Here is a 16,295-nt window from a genome sequence, read left to right as displayed (position 1 = left end):
CAAGGACCAGCATGTTTAAGGAAGACGGAGCAGATATTGTTTTTGTGGTGGGCACGCCAGGCTCGAAGTGGAGCGCCATCGCCCATGCGCTGATGTATGCCAACGGCGTCAATCGTTCGGACATGCGCTTGCAGCGCAGCCATGAGGGGGAAAGTCGCACTTTGCATTTCGGAAATTATTTCGGTCCAGGGATGGAGTATGGGCGCCAGTTCGACAACCTTGGCAGCATGAGCAAGACGGAACTCCTGGACGAATTCGCCGGCCCCTATGCCGCTGCCGGCGGCACCAAGCTCTTGAAAAGCCATCTGTTTGCCCGGCATTTGCCGTGGCTGAAACACACTTTTCCTGCAGCGCGCTTTCTGCTGGTGCACCGCCCTGACCACGCATGCCTGGCATGGTGGGAGGCGGCCGGCGGTTTCAGCATCTCCTATCCTGATTACAGCTGGTACAAAAGTTCGACCAACATGGCAAACCAGATCGCCGCCGACAATGCGGACATCGCTGCGTTTGCCACTCAACATCAGCGGCAGCTAAGGCGCCGGCGCAGCATGCAACCGATACTGAACGAACTGGGCCTGCATTACAGTCATTCCGAGGTCCAGGCCGTTCGGAGTTGGAATTCGAACGGCAGTGGGGACTGGGCAACCAGCCCGTCGCCGACGTCCTGGCGGCCTGCCATGCCATGGCAGGGCTAGCCCGCACCTGCGTGATCTGAGGGAGACGCCAGACATGAACGACAACGCGAGGCTGATTGCCTTTTTCACCCCCAAACCTGGCAAGCGTCGATCGACCGCTTTCCCCTCAGCGGTTATGCGCTGGTCGAACAGGTCAATGCACTGCGGCCACGCACAGTGGTCGACGTCGGCTGCGGCTTCAATCCATTCAAAGGCAAAATTCCCAACCTGATCGGCATCGATATCGCCAATGATGCCGCCGATCTCGTCTGCGACCTGCACGATGCCCCGTTTGCAGAAGGCTCGATCGACGTCTGCCTGGCGCTGGGCAGCATCAACTTCGGCGGCGCGCAGCAGGTCGCCGCGGCATTGCGCAAGGTACATGGCTGGCTGCGGCCAGGCGGCACGCTTTTCATGCGCGCCAACCCCGGCGAACCGATAGGGAACGATATTGCCGTCTTCCCCTGGCATCCGCAATGGATACGGCAATTTGCGCATGAGGTGGGTTTTGAACTGGCCTCCGCCATCGAGGAAGAGCGGCTTGTGCTCAGCAATGGGCAAGCGGCGCGGCGCCTGTTCTGGCGCTACGCCAAGTGTTGAGCGGCCAGCAGGTCTAGCAGCAGCGCGTGCTGCTGGCGGCCATCGCCGGGTGGTATCGGCAGGTCGGCGACAATGCTGTCGCCATTGCCCGTCAGCACGATGACCCGCTGCGCCAGCCGTATGGCTTCCGGCAAATCATGCGTTACAAGCACGGCGGCACAGGCGAGTTGCTCAAACACCTCGGCCAACTGCCCCTGCAGGTGTTCACGCGTCTTCTGGTCCAGGGCGGACAGCGGCTCATCGAGCAGCATCAGGGCGGGCCGCGCGACAAGCGCGCGGGCCACGGCGACGCGCTGCCGCATGCCGCCTGATAACTGGCTCGGGTAGAGACGGCCGCTGTCGCCCAGGCCGACCTGACGCAGGGCCGCCTGCGCCGCAGCCTGGCGCTGCGCTCTGGGCACGCCATTGACCAGCAGAGGATATTCGACATTCCCCTGTGCACTGAGCCAGGGAAACAGCGCGTAATCCTGGAACACCATGGCCAGGCCGGACATGCCGGGTTGCACCGCGCGGGCAGACAGCGTCACGCTGCCCTGCTGCGGACGCACCAAGCCCGCCAGTATGCGCAGCAGCGTGCTTTTGCCAACCCCGCTGGGCCCCACCAGCGCCACGACCTCGCGCTCGCCTAGAGTGAAGGAGCAATTGCGTATCACCTGGCGTGCTTGAAATGCATGGGAGACCGCGTCTACCCGCAGCAGGGGACGGGCCATCACCGTTCCTCCAGGTGCGGCGCGCACGCGCGCGCCAGCCATGCAATGGCGCCATTGATGCCCAGCGATACCACGCCAGTGACAACAATCGCGCCATACATCGCGGTCACCTGGAAGGTTTGCGACCACTCGAGGATGCGAAAGCCGATGCCGGCGTTTGCGCCCAGCATTTCGGCGGCGACGACGGCAAGCCAGGCGCTGCCCAATGCAAGCCGCAGGCCGGCCAGCAGGTGTCCGAATACGGCGGGCAGGTAGACGCTCGCCAGCAGCCAGGGCAGATTCGCGCCCATGCTCCGGGCCGCGTCGATTAGCGTGCGGCAGGTAGCGTCGAGCCCAGCCAGGACATTGATGAACAGAGGCGGCCAGGCGACCCAGACAATGATGGCGATCGTGCTCTTGCCGCCCAGTCCGAAGATCAGCAGAAAAGCCGGCAGCAGCGCCAACGGAGCAATGCCACGCACCAGTTCGACCAGGGGAGCCGTCAGCCATCGGAACGGCGCATAAAAATGGGCCAGCGCCGCTGCTGGCAGCGCGAACAGGCAGGCAAGCACAGTACCGGCCAGCACCGCATGCAGGCTGGCTCGCATGTCGGCCAGCAGCGGACCGTGCCACAGCAGCGACGGCAAGGCCGCCAGCACCTCGCCGGGCGGTGGCAGATAGACAGGGTCGAGCAGCTGCAGGCGGATCAACGCTTCCCATGCCAGTAGCGCAGCGGCAACGCCCAGCAGGCCAAGCAGCTGCGGCGCGCGCCGATCCCGCCAGCGGCCAGCATGGCCAGGGCCGCCCAGGCCGGTCGCAGGGCGGGCCATCACGGATTGAAGCGGTCCGTGGCGCAGGCATCGCCCCGCAGGCCAGGCGCCTGCCTCAGGCCACCGTCCTGCCGCATGACATCGAGCCAGAACTGGACATCGCGCATCCGCACCTGCGCATTGCTGGTATAGCGGTGCGCCACCATCACGCTTTGCTTGAGGCCCAGCGCCCTGGCCATGATCGCATTCCCGTGCTGGATATCGTTCTGCAGGAAGGCGACGGCCTGGCGATAGCCGGCCAAAAAGCGGCTGACCGTATCGGCCTGCTCTTCCAGCATCTTTTTGCGGAAAAATACCAGCGAAAACTGCCGCTCGCCGATGATGTCGGCTCCCGTAAAGAGCCGACGCAACTTGGCCTGCGCTGCCATCGATACGCTATAGGGATCGATCAGCGCGGCAACATCGATCAAGCCCGCCAGCAAGGCCTGCTCCTGGCGCTCATGCGGCAGTGTCACGAAATGGACCTCCGACTTGGCAATGCCGAGCTTGCGCAGCGCGAGCAGCGTGGTGTAATAGAAGGAACCGGATAGGGAGTTGACGGCGATGCGACGCCCGCGCAGGTCGGCCATGCCCTTGACCGGCCCCGCGTGCAGGACGAACCATTGCTGCAGAGGAGCATCGGCGAATTCCGTCTGAGAATCGGCAACCCCAATTACCCCGACGCCCTGCGCTGCCGCATTGGCCAGGCCCGTGATCGCAGCATGGCCGGCATCGAGCTGGCCCAGTCCTGCCGCCTGGACGATGGCCGGGCCGCTGCTGAAATTGCCGGTCATGGCGACATGCACGCCGGCAGACTTGAAAAAGCCTGCTGCGATGCCGATGTACACGGGCTGGTAGTTACGAAACGTGCCCCAGCGCACGACAGGCAAACCGGCCGCCGCTGCCTCCTTGGCAGCAAGACCTGGGCAGGCAGCAACAACAGCCAGCGCCGCCGACGAAGTTAACAGCGCGCGGCGGGTGCGGCAGTATTTGGACATGGGCATCATCGGGCTTGGGCGCGGACGGATCGCAGGCTAGGATTTCATAACATCCATGTCTTTCAGCGAACCGGGCGGCAAGCCTGCTATCTCCAGGTGAAAGCCTGCCGTATCGATGGCATGCTGATACGCGCGGTTGCTGCTTCCCAGCGCCAGGCGCAGTTGCACTTCAAACCCGCGCCAGGCCTCGGCAAACAGACGCGGATCAAACAGCATTTCCACTTCCAGCCTGGGGCGCCGCTCCCCGCGCGATACCAGCCGCCATTTGGGAAAGGCATCGCCCTCCGTTGGCGTGACCAGCGAATGGCGCGTATTGTCGATCCGGCCCACCAGCGGATCATGGTCGAGCGCTTCCTGGATATCCCCATAACGCACGGGATACAGGTCGTCGCCACCGGCGCTGTCGATCACGATACTGTGGTCCACCTTGCCCCATGGCTTGAAACCGCATTCGCCTGCCATCTCGCAATATGCGCCTATTTGCACGACGTCGCCGCTGTCGAAGCGAAGCGCCGGCATGGCATGATCGTGCTCTTCCAACAGGCGCGTCACCAACAGACGGCCGTTGGCATGCGGCGCGGTGAGCAGCCGGTCCCGGGTATCGACCACTTCGGGATAAATAGTGTCAGGGAAATGATAATAACCGCAATACGGACATTCATGCGCGCGAGCATTCTGAATTTCAGTGAATCCGTAATGATCTATTAACTTCGCACTCAATACCGATTCAATTTTATTTCGCCAGGATTGCGTCACGAACGAAGAATTCGTATGTACTTCCTTCAGGCCAGATCCATGCAGTTCAATATTATTCACCAATATATAATGAACCAATTTCTTTGCAGCCGGCAACGGTATCGAGATGCGGGAAAACTGCTCTTCATATCCGGCGAAATTATATTTCGTCTTTAATATCTCGATCATGATGCGGTAGCCATCCTCATCGCGCAAAGGCGCGATCAGCGCCCCCACATCGCGCGGAAAGTGCGGCACGGTCCCCTGGCGGCCATCGCCGGCCTTCAGGTACAGCGGGCGTAATGCTTCGCCGGGCGACGGTGCAACGGGCGGCGCATAGGGCGGCATATAACCCCACTGCAAGGTCGGCATGCCCGTGGTTCCCCCGTGCGTATCATGAAATGGGGAAGCGACGCATTCGTCTGCAGCCACTCCTGCGCCAGGATCCGGTATTGCGCCTTGTCCATGATGGGCAGGCTGCGCAGCGATTGAAGGTCAATTTCCCGCTCGGCAAGCTCCGGCATCACGCGCCGCAGCGAGGGCAGCCTCTGGCGGCTCAAGCCCCAGGTGCGTGTCAAATGAAAGTTGCGCGACAATTCCAGAGGCGACATGGCAGCTCCTGTTGGATTGCAATTAACCAGATAAGATATATTTGGCGCAGGCCTTAAAACAGTACAAATAGAATTCACATGCCTGTCGCACGTTTGTAATTCCATGTATCCCATATTATAATCAGATTTCTTTCACCGCACACCACTATGCCCCGGCATTATTTTTCGGGACAATTTTGCAACGCTGATGTCATGCATCGGGAATATTTTTCCCCATGGTTATACCTTATTAAACTATCGATAGGATAGGAATATGAGAAACAACACGGTCGCGCGCCAATTAAATACCAGAGCCATGCATTTTTTAGCAGAAAACATGGCGCAGCAAACCATTCAATTGTCACTCATCGAAGCAATTGCCGACACAGTCCTCGCCTGTGGTGACGCTGACATGTTGTTGACGGGGTCGCTATCCACGGGCAGCGGCGATGCCTATTCAGATATCGACCTCGCCATGTGCTGCGATGACCCGACAAGCCGGCTGCGCCTCCAGGCCGCCGTCGCGCAATGCCTGCAGCAGCACGGACGCGCGATAGCTCAGTTCCCGGCGACCCATTTGCAGATGCCCGACCTCCTGATTCATTTCTGGGATTGCCAGGACACCCTGGTCAAGATCGATATTCACTATCTACATGCAAGCGCAGCAAGCCAGCCTCAGCAAGGGCTGCTGCTGGTGGGCATTCCACCGTTCCGGGCGTCGGCGCCGCATGCGGCCGGACATGCGGCGTCAGCAGATCCAGCTTTTCTCGAAGATACGTACAATAAATTTTGCGGCTGGATCTGGTACACCCACACCAAGATTGCCCGTGGCGAGTATTGGGAAGCCGGCGACTCGCTCGACGTCATGCGCGCGAAGGGCTTGCTGCCGATGCTGCAGCTGGCGCACGGCTTGCCGCTGGAAGGATACCGCCACGCGGAGCAGCGCCTGAGCCCCCAACTGCTGGTGCGCCTGGCCGAAACGCGTTGCGATGGGCTGGCGCCCACCCAGTTGTATCGTACCCTCTTTGCAAGCTGCCGCTTCTTTGCCGAGACGGTCCAGCTGGTTTCGGCCAGCCACGGCGACGCCTGGCTCACTGCCCGGCTGGAACAAATGGTCGATTTTGTTCTACGCACAACTGAACCGGCGCATGCCGACAGCAGCAGGCCCGGCCCGAAGGCCCGCTAATCTGCCACCAGACAGGAGGAGCATCATGCTACGGATGGATGCGATCAAGCGCTATTATTCGGACGTCGACGCCTGTCTGCACACCTGCCTGCAACGGCATTGCCAGCAATTGGTCGCTGCCCCTTCGATAGACGAGAAGATAGCCGTCGGGCTTGCGCTGGACGGCCTGCTGCAACTGTTTTGCGCAGTCGGCGCGCGCCGGGCGCAGATCGCCACGGACGAGATCATCAGCCTGCCCGACATGCCGGCGATCACTGCGGCCATCATGCCGCCGCAGGGACCGGCGGCCCTGGCGGCGCGTGCCCGGACGTTGCTGCCGGCCTTATCCAGCGCCATCCTGTTTGCGCCGGAAATGCCGCTCATGACCTTGCTCGTGGAAAAACTGCCCTTGCTGGAGCAGCGCCACGCGGCTGGCGACAGCACTCCGCCACGGCAACCGGCCCGCGACGCCGCGCTGCACTGGTCTGCCGTCAAGCCGTTCCGCTTCATCGAAGGACGCGGCATCCTCGACGATGACGCAAACTACCTGGGCTTTCTTTTTTACGTACTGGTCGACGTCGAAATCTCCGCAATGGAAATTTGTGCCTACATGCTCCTGGATAACCCGGACATGCCGGACGCCTTCATGGGCGACATGGGCCGGCAGATATGGGATGAGGCCCGCCACGCAAGCTACATCCAGTCGCTGTACCTGGAGCGCGGCGGCATCATCGGCGCCTTCCCTTATACCAACACGGTACTGGAACGCTTCATGTCGGCGGACAATCTCCTGGACGGCCTGATCGTCCAGCAGTTGCTGCAGGAGGCCAATGCGGTCGAGACCAACCTGAACCTTGCCACCCATTTGCAGCGCGCGGCGCGTGAAGAGGAGACGCTGAGCTTTCTGGTCATCAATAATGACGAAGCGCTGCATGCACGCATCGGCAACCGATGGCTGCACTATCTGGCGCAGCGCGATGGACTGAGCGAAGAGCATGTGTTTGCGCAAATGCTGCGGCTATCGAAAAAGTCGGCCTGCCCGTCTTCGGCACCGGCGGATGGCGCGATACGCTGCGCTCCGACATCGGTTTTCCCACCTGGCTGATCGAGAAGAAAAAGATGCTGCTCAGCCTGACCTGATGCATCCCTTGCCTGGCACAGGGATGCAAGACAGTCCCCCTCTCCTGCCCCTATCGCCCACTCCCCTGGCGCTCGAAGCGCAGCTGGAGCGAGACATCAGACTGTTCCGTCGCCAGGAATCCGTCGGCATGAGGTTCGATGCGAAAGCGCGAATTGCCAATGAACATGGAGCTATCCTGCAAGTTGCCCGATTGCACTTCACCACGGCTATATGTGGATAACCGGCCATCTGCTTGCACCATGAGCTTCACCATCGCTTTTTGACGGCTATTGAAAGCGGAAAACTCGCCCGCATTCCATCGCTGCACTGGCTGAGGTGCTTGATTATCCTGCTGCTGCGCCTTGTTATTGGCTTTGGCCGCCATCGGGTAACGGTCGTTCAGCACGTTTGCAGCCTTGTGCTGCTTGTACATGATGGAAGCCGCCCGATGTTGCTTAATTTTTTACAACATATTGCGCAATATATTGTATTCTTGAGTCTCACCGGGGAGAAACCTTAGAATGCGCTATCACTCATGTCTGCTTCAAGCGCTGTCGGCGCTGTCCATCATTTGCGCATCGGGCGCATTTGCCGAGGTGCCGGGCATCTCGCGAGACGAAAAGGGTGCGATCATCGCCTCCCTCGACAGCACCTTGAATACGAACTACGCGTTTCCGGACATCGCGCGAAAAATTGTACCCGTGCTTCAGGAGCGTCTGAAAAAGGGAGATTATGATTCGGCGGCAACGAAGGCAGCGTTTGCGAGCAAGCTGACCGACGATCTCATCAAAGTCAGCGGCGACCTGCATTTCTTCGTGGGAGCCGACTCCCAATGGATCGCGGAATTCAAGGCAAAGGCCAACCCGGCGCTCAAGGCCAAGATACGAAAAGAGGAATTGAGCAGGTTGGAAGAGGCTAATTTCGGTTTCGACGAGGTCGCTCGCCTGCAGGGCAATATCGGTTATATACGGTTCAGCTATTTTGCCGATCCCGAGCTTGCCTATGATACGGCCGCGTCCGTTATGCGCTTCGTCGGCAATACGGATGCCGTCATCATCGATTTGCGCTATAACAATGGCGGACATCTGGAAATGGCGCAATTCCTGGCGAGCTATTTCTTCTCCAGCGAGAAAGACCAGCTGCTCTTCGACTACTATTACAATGAGGATGGCAAGCGTATCCAGCGCGGACAATGGGTACTGCCGGGCCTGCCGGGCAAGCGCATGGTGGACAAGCCCGTCTATATCCTGACCGGCTCCACGTCGTTTTCCTCCGCAGAATGGTTTTCCTATGCGATGAAGAAGCTCGGGCGGGCTACGCTGATCGGCGAGCGGACCGCTGGCGGTGCGCATCCGGTTGCGCGCAAGCCCCTGAACGACGATTTTTTCGTGCAAGTGCCGATCGGCCAGATCCAGGACCCCGTGGACCATGGCGATTTCGAAGGTGTCGGCGTGCAACCTGATATCCCTAGCCCCTCTATTCGCGCGCTTCCTCTGGCGCACAAGCTGGCGCTTGAACATCTGGCGAAGACCGATGACGCCAGGCGAACCGAACTTGCCTGGCTGCTCCCGAGCCTGACGGCAGCGATCGAGCGCCCGCACGTCGATGCCGCGGTGTTGACAAAAGCGGCCGGAAAATATGAAGGCCGCCAGATCATCCTGGACAATGGCACGCTCTACTATCTCTGGCGCGAACGGTTTCGGGTCGCGCTTGAGCCGATCGGTCCCAACCTGTTCGCCGTGGAAGGCGTGTCGGATTTTCGATACCGCCTGAATACCTTGCGCGGAAAAGTGACGGAGCTGGAACGCGTGAACAAGGATGGCAGCATCCAGAGGTACAAGCGCCTTGACTAAAAAGACCCATCAACCGGCCCCGATTGATGACGCCGTGTTTCTCGGCCGCGCTGTCGAACGGCTGAGCGTCCTGATCGCCGAGCAATCCAAGACTGTCTTCGATACGATGGGAATCGTCATCCCGGTCCGTTCGTGTTCGCTGATGACTGTCCTGGCAACGCTCGGCACGGCCTCCGCCGCGGATCTGGCGCGCGAACTCGGACATTCGCACCAGCTGGTCATGCAAAAGATACCAAAGCTGCTCCGTCTGGGCCTCATACGGTATCGGAACGATGACAATGATGCCCGGCGACGGCTATTGGTGCCCACGGAGGAAGGCTTGTCGCAGCTCGCGAAATTCGAGCAGTGCACGGTGCTGATCCGGGCGGCCTATGCCGGCCTGTTTGCCGAGGTGGGGGACGTCAGGCAATTCGTGGACCGGGCCGCCGATGCGCTCAACGAGAGGCCGCTGGACAAGCGCATCCATTCCCCGGCGCGTTTGACCTGACGCACAAGCAGTTTTGTCTTCATTTTTTACTGGCTATCCCCATGCTTTCCATGATCCTGGCCGTATTATCCTTGCAGTCCAGCTCATCGGGTTTTGCCTCGATCATCTGAATCAGCGACAGCAGATGCGCCTTGTTCTGCGCCAGCCGCACCTCCAGGGATTCGATATCGGCGATCTTCTTCCTGAGCGCCACCATCAGCTCATCATGTTTCCATGATGAAATATCCTCCGGCAAGACTTGCCTGATTTCGTCCAGGGAAAAGCCCGCCTGCTGGGCGTCGGTGATGATGGACAGTACCGCCACCGCTTCCAGCGGATAGTCGCGGTAGCCGTTCGATTGCCGGTCCACGGCTTTCAGCAAGCCCTTGGCTTCGTAGAAACGTATCGTGGACGCCGCCAGGCCGCTGCGCTTGGCCAGTTCGCCGATTTTCATCTTTTTTCCTGCTCCCTTATTCTGGTTTGTTGTTTCGCAAAGCCGCGAGCAGCGCTTGCGCCACTTCCTTGCCCGATCCGGGATTCTGGCCCGTGACGAGGCGGCCATCGGTCATCACGAAGCTGCCGAACGGGATGAAGCCTTTATCATATAGCGCTCCCCTGCCCTCGAGCTCGCTTTGCAGCAGATAGGGTACCTGATCCTTGATGCCGGCCAGCGACTCCTCCGTATTCGAAAAGCCCGTCACACGGCGCCCTTGTATCAGCGGCTTGCCGTTTTCGTCCTGCAGGTCGAGCAGGCCGGCGGCGCCGTGGCAGACGGAAGAAACGATGCCGCCGTTGCGGTAGATCGCCTCGGCAATGCGCTTGAGGTCCTGGTTGCCCTTGAAATCCCACATCGTGCCATGGCCGCCCGTGTAGAAAATAGCCTGGTAGCCGGCAGGATCGATGTCGGCCGCCGCTCGTGTCGACGCCAGCGCCGCCATGAAAGCGGGATCTTTCAAGTGGCTTTTTGCGGCGCCATCCATATACAGCCATCCCAGGCTGCGCTCATCGAGCGGCACGGCGCCACCGTTCGGGCTGACGAAGTCGACGCCATAGCCGGCGTCCTTCAGCGCGTCATACACGTGCGTGAGTTCCGTGAGCCAAAGCCCGGTATGGTCGTTTCTGCTCGGATACTGGGAATGATTGGTCATGACCACGAGTACCGTGCCTGGTTCCCGCTTTGGCGCCGCCGGTTCCGCAGCAACGATCTGCATGGACAGCACGGGCATGAGCGCGAGGAAAAGCTGCTTGAAAACTGACATGGGATCGTCCTCCTGATGGTTGCGTGGCCTGCGCCATGTGATCCACTATAAGCTTAAAGCCAACTTGAATGTCAAGCGGCAGATGGGCGGTGCCAGGAGTTTGTTGTCTCAGGCTGCTGCGTTTCTTCCAGCCCGTGTTGCGAACGGGACACAGGCAAAAAAAGTGCGTTTTAGAGCTTGACCTTCAAGTTAGCTTAAAGCTTATCGTAAGGCCATCGCAACCCTGGAGATAAGCATGCAAGCCTTTACGCCAATGACCTTTACCCCGCTGACGCTGCCCAATGGAAGCGTCATTCCGAACCGCCTCGCCAAAGCCGCCATGGAAGAGAACATGGCTGACAACGATCACGCGCCCTCACAGGAGCTGATCCGCCTGTACCAGTCGTGGGCCGACGGCGGCGTTGGCTTGATGATCACAGGAAACGTGATGATCGACCGGCGCGCCATGACGGGACCGGGCGGCGTGGTGCTCGATTCTACGCAATTTGGCGCCCGCTTCGAGCAATGGTCCCGCACTGCCCGTTCACGCGGGGCGCAGATCTGGATGCAGATTAACCATCCCGGACGCCAGATGCCGGCCGCCATGGGACAGGAAACCATCGCGCCCTCGGCCGTGCCCATGGATATGGGCAACTTTTCCAAGCAGTTTTCCGCGCCGCGTGCAATGACGGAAGCCGACATTGCCGACGTGAAGCAACGCTTTATCAACTCTGCCAGGCTGGCGGAACAGTTTGGCTTTACGGGCGTGCAAATCCATGCCGCGCACGGCTACCTGCTCAGCCAGTTCCTCTCCCCTATCACGAACAAGCGCACGGACCGCTGGGGCGGCTCGCTCGAGAACCGGGCGCGGCTGCTGGTGGACGTCGTCAACGGGGTGCGGCAGGCCGTGGGCAAAGGCTTTGCCGTCGCCGTGAAGCTCAACTCGGCGGATTTCCAGAAAGGCGGCTTCAGCTCGGAGGATGCCAGGCAGGTGGTTTCCATGCTCAACAGCCTGGGCGTGGACCTGATCGAATTGTCCGGCGGCAGTTATGAAGCCCCTGCCATGCATGGCCAGACCCGCGACGGCCGAACCTTGGCCCGCGAAGCGTATTTCCTGGAGTTTGCCAAGGACATCGCCACCGTGGCCACGATGCCCATCATGGTGACGGGCGGCATACGCCGCTACCCGGTGGTCGAGCAAGTGCTGGGCAGCGGCATTGCCATGGCAGGCATGGGAACGGCGCTGGCCATCGACCCGCAACTGCCGAAAGCATGGCGTGCCGATCAATCGGCCAGCCCCTTGCTCAGGGCCATTACCTGGAAAAACAAGGTGCTGTCGTCGATCGGTTATATGGCGATGGTCAAGTATCAGCTGCGGCGTCTGAGCCAGGGCAAGCAAACGAAGCCCAATGTGGCGCCCGCCCTGGCGCTGGCGATGCAGCAATGGGAAACCGCCATCAGGAACCGGCAGTATCGCCGCCGGATGAACAGGCTGGCGCCCGGCGGCCTGTGACTCAATTAATTCCAATCCAACATGAAAGGTGCAAGCAATGAACATGAAAATTGTCGCGGCGGTATCCGCATTGATATGGAGTGCCGCCGCCGCCCCGTCGTGGGCCGACAATCCTGTTGAAAACAAGCAGGTCATCATCAATATCGCCGGCCATGACCTGCCGGTGGCGGCCGGCGGCCTGTACGACCGCTATCGCTCGAATCCGCCCTTATCGGTGATCGCGTCGGAAGCGCCGGAGCTCGACTTGAGCTGGTTCAAGGGAATCAAAAAAGAAAAGGTTGCCATCGGCTTTGACTCGTATTCACCGAATTTCTATTATAAAAACAATAAAATCACGGCCGTCTTCACGGCCGACCTGGCCAGGCTGAAGGAACTGATGCCGGAAGACATACTGAAGCAGGTGCAGCCATTGCAAGTATGGCCGGGCCGGGGCGCGGTGGCATTGACGGCCTACGCCTATGAATACTGCGACAACGACAGCTACAATGAAATTTCCCTGGCGATCGTGACGAACAAGCCCGGCACCTCCAGTTTCGGCCCTTTCACCTTGCTGGGGCAATCGCTGTCCAACGATTTCTGGGGCTATGTGCTCAAGCTGCCCGTCAACACGGAACTGGCCAGGGTGCGCGGTGTCGTCGGCTACAACCTGCCCAAGTGGCTGACCGGTATCGAGCGCAAGGAAACGGACGACACCGTCTCCTTTGAAGTCATGGACAACGCAACGGGCAAGCTCGATTTTGTCTTTGCAGGGAAAAAGCTGGATGGCCTGTCGCACCAGCCCGAACTGGTGACGAACAGCTTCACCAACAAGGATGGCGCCGGCACGCTGACGTATGGCTATGCCGTTTCGCGCCAGCTCAGCCATGCAACGAGCACGAGCGCGGAAGCGGTCGACCTGGCACTGGGCGATGGCAGCTTCTCCAGCTATCTCAAGTCATTGAAGCTGGGCAAGATGATGAAATATGAATATGTGCCGGAATTCCAAAATGCGCTGTATGCGCCGAAACCCTTATTAATAGGTCAGTAACAGGCTACTTGCCCGGCGTCTCGTGTTCCATGGCCGCCGCGGCAAGGGCGCGCGCATCGAGCGGCATGGATTCCTTGCGCTCGCTGTAGCGGCTGGTCAGGTAATCGGAGCGGTCGCGCACGACCAGGGTGAATTTATACAATTCTTCCATGACGTCGACCAGGCGGTCGTAGTACGGCGACGGCTTCATGCGGTCGTTGTCGTCGAATTCCTGGTAGGCCTTGGCGACGGACGACTGGTTCGGGATCGTCACCATGCGCATCCAGCGGCCCAGCACGCGCAAGCCGTTGACGGCGTTGAACGATTGCGAGCCACCCGACACCTGCATCACCGCCAGAGTGCGCCCTTGGGTGGGACGCACGCTGCCCATTTCCAGCGGCAGCCAGTCGATCTGCGACTTGAACACGCCCGTCACGGCGCCATGACGTTCCGGACTGCACCAGACCTGGCCTTCCGACCACAGCGACAGCTCGCGCAATTCCCGCACCTTGGGATGGTCGGGGCTGACGCTGTCGACCATGGGCAAGCCATGCGGGTCGAAGACCCGTGTCTCGGCGCCGAAATGCTGCAGCAGCCGCTCCGCCTCCAGGGTCAGCAAACGGCTGAATGAACGTTCACGCAGCGAGCCGTACAGCAGCAGGATGCGTGGCGGATGCGTGGCCACCGTCGGCGGCGCCAGTTTATCGAGGGTCGGCGTGTCGAGGTGGGCTGCGCTGATGTTGGGCAATTCATGCATGATGGTTTCCTTATTCAATAATTCCATGATAGTCGAATTATGGAATTGATGGAAGCCTGTTTTATAGCAGAACGGATTCCCCCTCCCCGTATAAGTTGATGTATATCAATCATTTTTTGTATCGTGTGCAGCAGAATATGATCATGCGCAAGCTCTTGTTGAGCAGACTATGCTTCGCGCTTGCGCCTGCATCACGCCCCACCAACTTCATAAGGAATCACATGCTACCCACTACCATGAAAGCCGCCGTTGTCGAGCAACTGGGCCAGCCGCTGGTGCTGCGCGACGTACCCGTGCCGGTGCCCGGTCCCGGCCAGATCCTCGTCAGGACGGAAGCGTGCGGCGTCTGCCACACGGACCTGCATGCGGCACGCGGCGACTGGCCCGTCAAGCCGTCGCCGCCCTTCATTCCCGGCCATGAAGGCATCGGCGTGGTGGTGGAGTTGGGCGCGGGCGTGACCGAGGTGCGGCTGGGCGACCGTGTCGGCGTGCCCTGGCTGTACTCGGCATGCGGCCATTGCGAACATTGCCTGGCAGCCTGGGAAACCGTGTGCGCCGAGGCGCAGTTCGGCGGCTACACGAAGAATGGCGGCTTCGCCGAATACATCCTGGCCGACCCTCGCTACGTCGCGCATATTCCGGCCGGTCTTTCTGCCGTGCAAGCGGCACCCATCATCTGCGCCGGCGTAACGAGCTACAAGGGGATCAAGGAAACGGGCGCGCGGCCGGGCCAGTGGCTGGCCGTGTCCGGCATCGGCGGACTGGGCCACCTGGCCATCGAATATGCGGTGGCGATGGGCTTGCGCGTGGCGGCCGTCGACATCGATGAAGGCAAGCTCGAGCATGCACGCGCCCTCGGCGCCGAAGTGACCATCAATGCGCGCCAGGGCGACCCCGTGGCCGCCTTGCGCGAAGCGACGGGCGGCGGCGCCCATGGCGTGCTGATCACGGCGCCATCGATCGATGCCTTCCAGCAAGGCGTGGCGATGACGCGCAAGCGCGGCGCCTGCGTGCTGGTGGGCTTGCCGCCGGGCGACTTCCCCACGCCGCTGTTCGACGTCGTCGCCAATTGCGTGACGATACGCGGCTCTTTCGTGGGCACGCGCCAGGACATGGCCGAGGCGCTGGCGTTTGCCGCCACCGGCAAGGTCAAGGCCGGCATCGAATTGCAGCCGCTGTCGGCCATCAACGAAGTCTTCAGCCGCCTGGAGCATGGCAAGGTTGCCTCGCGCGTGGTACTCGATTTCAGCGGCAGCTGAGCGCGACTCCGGCCGCGCGGCCGCTGTGTCCTATGGTGCGACGGCAAGCAATTGCCGTTGTTATGATGGCATTTCATAAAAGACACAACAAGGACACAGCGATGAAAAAATCCTCTCCGGCCTGCTGGCCTGCGCCGCCCTCGCCTGGCCGCTTGCCGCCGGCGCGGCCGAGCAAGCCCCGTCAACGCTGCCCGGACACTATTACCTGCAAGGCGTGATGGAAACGGGTTCCGAGCTGCTGCTGAAAAAGGACGGCACCTTCGAATGGATGCTCAGCTACGGCAATACCGACCAGCAAGCCAGCGGCGAGTGGCGCGTTGCCGGCGACACGGTGACCCTGGTGACGGGCAACGGCGGCAAGGAGCCGCAGTTCCGCGTGTTCGAGGAAGCGGAAATGCGCATCCAGAAGCCTGCCGAAGCGGGCCTGTGGGTGGCCATCGTCGGCTTCCCCAAAGTGGGGCCGATGGCCGGCGTGGAGGTGAAATTCGAGGCGCAAAGCGGCAAGACGGCCACGGCCGTGAGCGTGGCGAACGGCGACGCCATCGTGCGCATGCCGGCCTCGGAACGCTGGGTGCGCGCCGGCTTGCGCCGCCAGGGGGCGAAGGCCGACTACCAATGGCTGGCCGTGCCGCCCGCCCGCGCGCAGGAGCGCATCGCCGCGTTCGCCGTCACCGACCCGCAATGGCTGCGGGGCCAGGCATTCCAGAAGCTGGCCTTGCGCGTCGTCAAGGGCGGCCTGAAAGTCGACGATGCGGACAGCGGCCTGGCCAGGGGCTTGTACGCCAAACCGGCATCGAAGCAGTAGCCTTCTTCCCTCCTCCTT

At 60.8% G+C, this 16,295-nt stretch carries 18 protein-coding genes; 10 read left to right on the top strand and 8 right to left on the bottom strand.

What is annotated here, in order from left to right:
- The first annotated feature begins 11 nt into the window (after nt 1-11).
- Nucleotides 12-695 (top strand): hypothetical protein, encoded by a 684-nt coding sequence (locus ACRHIG_RS17815; protein ID WP_489627306.1) that lies wholly within the window; start codon nt 12-14, stop codon nt 693-695.
- Nucleotides 696-851: 156 nt separating this feature from the next.
- Nucleotides 852-1,274 (top strand): methyltransferase domain-containing protein, encoded by a 423-nt coding sequence (locus tag ACRHIG_RS17810; RefSeq protein WP_489627305.1) that lies wholly within the window; start codon nt 852-854, stop codon nt 1,272-1,274.
- On the opposite strand, the gene ACRHIG_RS17805 is transcribed toward ACRHIG_RS17810, so the two are convergent.
- The 4 genes from ACRHIG_RS17805 to ACRHIG_RS17790 are packed head-to-tail and all read right to left on the bottom strand — an operon-like array spanning nt 1,259 to nt 4,877.
- Nucleotides 1,259-1,984: an ABC transporter ATP-binding protein gene (locus ACRHIG_RS17805; RefSeq protein ID WP_475417929.1), complete on the bottom strand. Its 726-nt coding sequence runs from the start codon at nt 1,982-1,984 to the stop codon at nt 1,259-1,261. The genes ACRHIG_RS17810 and ACRHIG_RS17805 overlap by 16 nt on opposite strands.
- Complete coding sequence (locus ACRHIG_RS17800) at nt 1,984-2,793, bottom strand: ABC transporter permease (RefSeq protein ID WP_475417931.1); 810 nt, start codon at nt 2,791-2,793, stop codon at nt 1,984-1,986. Before ACRHIG_RS17800 ends, ACRHIG_RS17805 begins: the two co-directional genes overlap by 1 nt.
- A complete protein-coding gene (locus ACRHIG_RS17795; protein WP_489627304.1) occupies nt 2,793-3,770 on the bottom strand; it encodes an ABC transporter substrate-binding protein in 978 nt (325 codons plus the stop codon). Before ACRHIG_RS17795 ends, ACRHIG_RS17800 begins: the two co-directional genes overlap by 1 nt.
- 36 nt (nt 3,771-3,806) lie before the next feature.
- Nucleotides 3,807-4,877 carry a phenylacetate--CoA ligase family protein gene (locus tag ACRHIG_RS17790; protein ID WP_489627303.1) on the bottom strand — a complete coding sequence of 357 codons (1,071 nt, stop codon included), beginning with the start codon at nt 4,875-4,877 and terminating at the stop codon, nt 3,807-3,809.
- Nucleotides 4,878-5,369: 492 nt separating this feature from the next.
- Here ACRHIG_RS17790 and ACRHIG_RS17785 point away from each other — a divergent pair, with 492 nt between their 5' ends.
- On the top strand, nt 5,370-6,281 hold the full coding sequence (locus tag ACRHIG_RS17785; protein WP_489627302.1) for a hypothetical protein: 912 nt from the start codon (nt 5,370-5,372) through the stop codon (nt 6,279-6,281).
- A gap of 25 nt (nt 6,282-6,306) precedes the next feature.
- Complete coding sequence (locus ACRHIG_RS17780) at nt 6,307-7,365, top strand: DUF455 family protein (protein ID WP_489627301.1); 1,059 nt, start codon at nt 6,307-6,309, stop codon at nt 7,363-7,365.
- Between the two features lie 85 nt (nt 7,366-7,450).
- Here the strand turns inward: ACRHIG_RS17780 and ACRHIG_RS17775 are convergent, their stop codons facing one another.
- Nucleotides 7,451-7,813 (bottom strand): hypothetical protein, encoded by a 363-nt coding sequence (locus ACRHIG_RS17775; RefSeq protein WP_489627300.1) that lies wholly within the window; start codon nt 7,811-7,813, stop codon nt 7,451-7,453.
- Nucleotides 7,814-7,901: 88 nt separating this feature from the next.
- Here ACRHIG_RS17775 and ACRHIG_RS17770 point away from each other — a divergent pair, with 88 nt between their 5' ends.
- Together ACRHIG_RS17770 and ACRHIG_RS17765 are read left to right on the top strand one after the other, a co-directional pair.
- The gene (locus ACRHIG_RS17770) at nt 7,902-9,233 is read left to right on the top strand and encodes a S41 family peptidase (protein ID WP_489627299.1); all 1,332 of its coding nucleotides are present in this window, start codon (nt 7,902-7,904) and stop codon (nt 9,231-9,233) included.
- On the top strand, nt 9,226-9,720 hold the full coding sequence (locus tag ACRHIG_RS17765; protein WP_489627298.1) for a MarR family winged helix-turn-helix transcriptional regulator: 495 nt from the start codon (nt 9,226-9,228) through the stop codon (nt 9,718-9,720). Before ACRHIG_RS17770 ends, ACRHIG_RS17765 begins: the two co-directional genes overlap by 8 nt.
- A gap of 19 nt (nt 9,721-9,739) precedes the next feature.
- Here the strand turns inward: ACRHIG_RS17765 and ACRHIG_RS17760 are convergent, their stop codons facing one another.
- Entirely contained in the window at nt 9,740-10,153 is a 414-nt protein-coding gene (locus ACRHIG_RS17760) for a MerR family transcriptional regulator (RefSeq protein ID WP_489627297.1), read from the bottom strand.
- A gap of 16 nt (nt 10,154-10,169) precedes the next feature.
- Nucleotides 10,170-10,958: a type 1 glutamine amidotransferase domain-containing protein gene (locus tag ACRHIG_RS17755; RefSeq protein ID WP_489627296.1), complete on the bottom strand. Its 789-nt coding sequence runs from the start codon at nt 10,956-10,958 to the stop codon at nt 10,170-10,172.
- 235 nt (nt 10,959-11,193) lie between these two features.
- Here ACRHIG_RS17755 and ACRHIG_RS17750 point away from each other — a divergent pair, with 235 nt between their 5' ends.
- Together ACRHIG_RS17750 and ACRHIG_RS17745 are read left to right on the top strand one after the other, a co-directional pair.
- Nucleotides 11,194-12,450 (top strand): NADH:flavin oxidoreductase/NADH oxidase family protein, encoded by a 1,257-nt coding sequence (locus tag ACRHIG_RS17750; protein ID WP_489627295.1) that lies wholly within the window; start codon nt 11,194-11,196, stop codon nt 12,448-12,450.
- 43 nt (nt 12,451-12,493) lie between these two features.
- Nucleotides 12,494-13,477, top strand: coding sequence for an acetoacetate decarboxylase (ADC) (locus tag ACRHIG_RS17745; RefSeq protein ID WP_489627294.1), 984 nt, complete (start codon nt 12,494-12,496; stop codon nt 13,475-13,477).
- 4 nt (nt 13,478-13,481) lie between these two features.
- Here ACRHIG_RS17745 and arsH read toward each other — a convergent pair whose 3' ends face one another.
- Nucleotides 13,482-14,240, bottom strand: a complete 759-nt coding sequence (arsH, locus tag ACRHIG_RS17740; RefSeq protein ID WP_489627293.1) for an arsenical resistance protein ArsH — start codon at nt 14,238-14,240, stop codon at nt 13,482-13,484.
- 194 nt (nt 14,241-14,434) lie between these two features.
- On the opposite strand from arsH, the gene ACRHIG_RS17735 reads away from it, so the two are divergent.
- Entirely contained in the window at nt 14,435-15,472 is a 1,038-nt protein-coding gene (locus ACRHIG_RS17735) for a zinc-dependent alcohol dehydrogenase (protein ID WP_489627292.1), read from the top strand.
- A gap of 217 nt (nt 15,473-15,689) precedes the next feature.
- A complete protein-coding gene (locus ACRHIG_RS17730) occupies nt 15,690-16,277 on the top strand; it encodes a hypothetical protein (protein ID WP_489627291.1) in 588 nt (195 codons plus the stop codon).
- The last annotated feature ends 18 nt before the right edge of the window (nt 16,278-16,295 follow it).

The organism is Janthinobacterium sp. C22 (assembly GCF_057919405.1).
The sequence above is the reverse complement of the archived record's forward strand: the minus strand, read 5'-3'. Positions and strand labels throughout refer to the sequence as shown.

Coding starts and splice junctions, on each gene's coding strand:
- ACRHIG_RS17785 (WP_489627302.1), top strand. CDS start 5,370: ATGAGAAACAACACGGTCGCGCGCCAATTAAATACCAGAGCCATGCAT.
- ACRHIG_RS17815 (WP_489627306.1), top strand. CDS start 12: ATGTTTAAGGAAGACGGAGCAGATATTGTTTTTGTGGTGGGCACGCCA.
- ACRHIG_RS17800 (WP_475417931.1), bottom strand. CDS start 2,793: ATGGCCCGCCCTGCGACCGGCCTGGGCGGCCCTGGCCATGCTGGCCGC.
- ACRHIG_RS17730 (WP_489627291.1), top strand. CDS start 15,690: ATGGAAACGGGTTCCGAGCTGCTGCTGAAAAAGGACGGCACCTTCGAA.
- ACRHIG_RS17805 (WP_475417929.1), bottom strand. CDS start 1,984: ATGGCCCGTCCCCTGCTGCGGGTAGACGCGGTCTCCCATGCATTTCAA.
- ACRHIG_RS17760 (WP_489627297.1), bottom strand. CDS start 10,153: ATGAAAATCGGCGAACTGGCCAAGCGCAGCGGCCTGGCGGCGTCCACG.
- ACRHIG_RS17790 (WP_489627303.1), bottom strand. CDS start 4,877: ATGCCGACCTTGCAGTGGGGTTATATGCCGCCCTATGCGCCGCCCGTT.
- ACRHIG_RS17795 (WP_489627304.1), bottom strand. CDS start 3,770: ATGTCCAAATACTGCCGCACCCGCCGCGCGCTGTTAACTTCGTCGGCG.
- ACRHIG_RS17745 (WP_489627294.1), top strand. CDS start 12,494: ATGAAAATTGTCGCGGCGGTATCCGCATTGATATGGAGTGCCGCCGCC.
- ACRHIG_RS17755 (WP_489627296.1), bottom strand. CDS start 10,958: ATGTCAGTTTTCAAGCAGCTTTTCCTCGCGCTCATGCCCGTGCTGTCC.
- ACRHIG_RS17780 (WP_489627301.1), top strand. CDS start 6,307: ATGCTACGGATGGATGCGATCAAGCGCTATTATTCGGACGTCGACGCC.
- ACRHIG_RS17735 (WP_489627292.1), top strand. CDS start 14,435: ATGCTACCCACTACCATGAAAGCCGCCGTTGTCGAGCAACTGGGCCAG.
- ACRHIG_RS17770 (WP_489627299.1), top strand. CDS start 7,902: ATGCGCTATCACTCATGTCTGCTTCAAGCGCTGTCGGCGCTGTCCATC.
- ACRHIG_RS17750 (WP_489627295.1), top strand. CDS start 11,194: ATGCAAGCCTTTACGCCAATGACCTTTACCCCGCTGACGCTGCCCAAT.
- arsH (WP_489627293.1), bottom strand. CDS start 14,240: ATGGAATTATTGAATAAGGAAACCATCATGCATGAATTGCCCAACATC.
- ACRHIG_RS17775 (WP_489627300.1), bottom strand. CDS start 7,813: ATGTACAAGCAGCACAAGGCTGCAAACGTGCTGAACGACCGTTACCCG.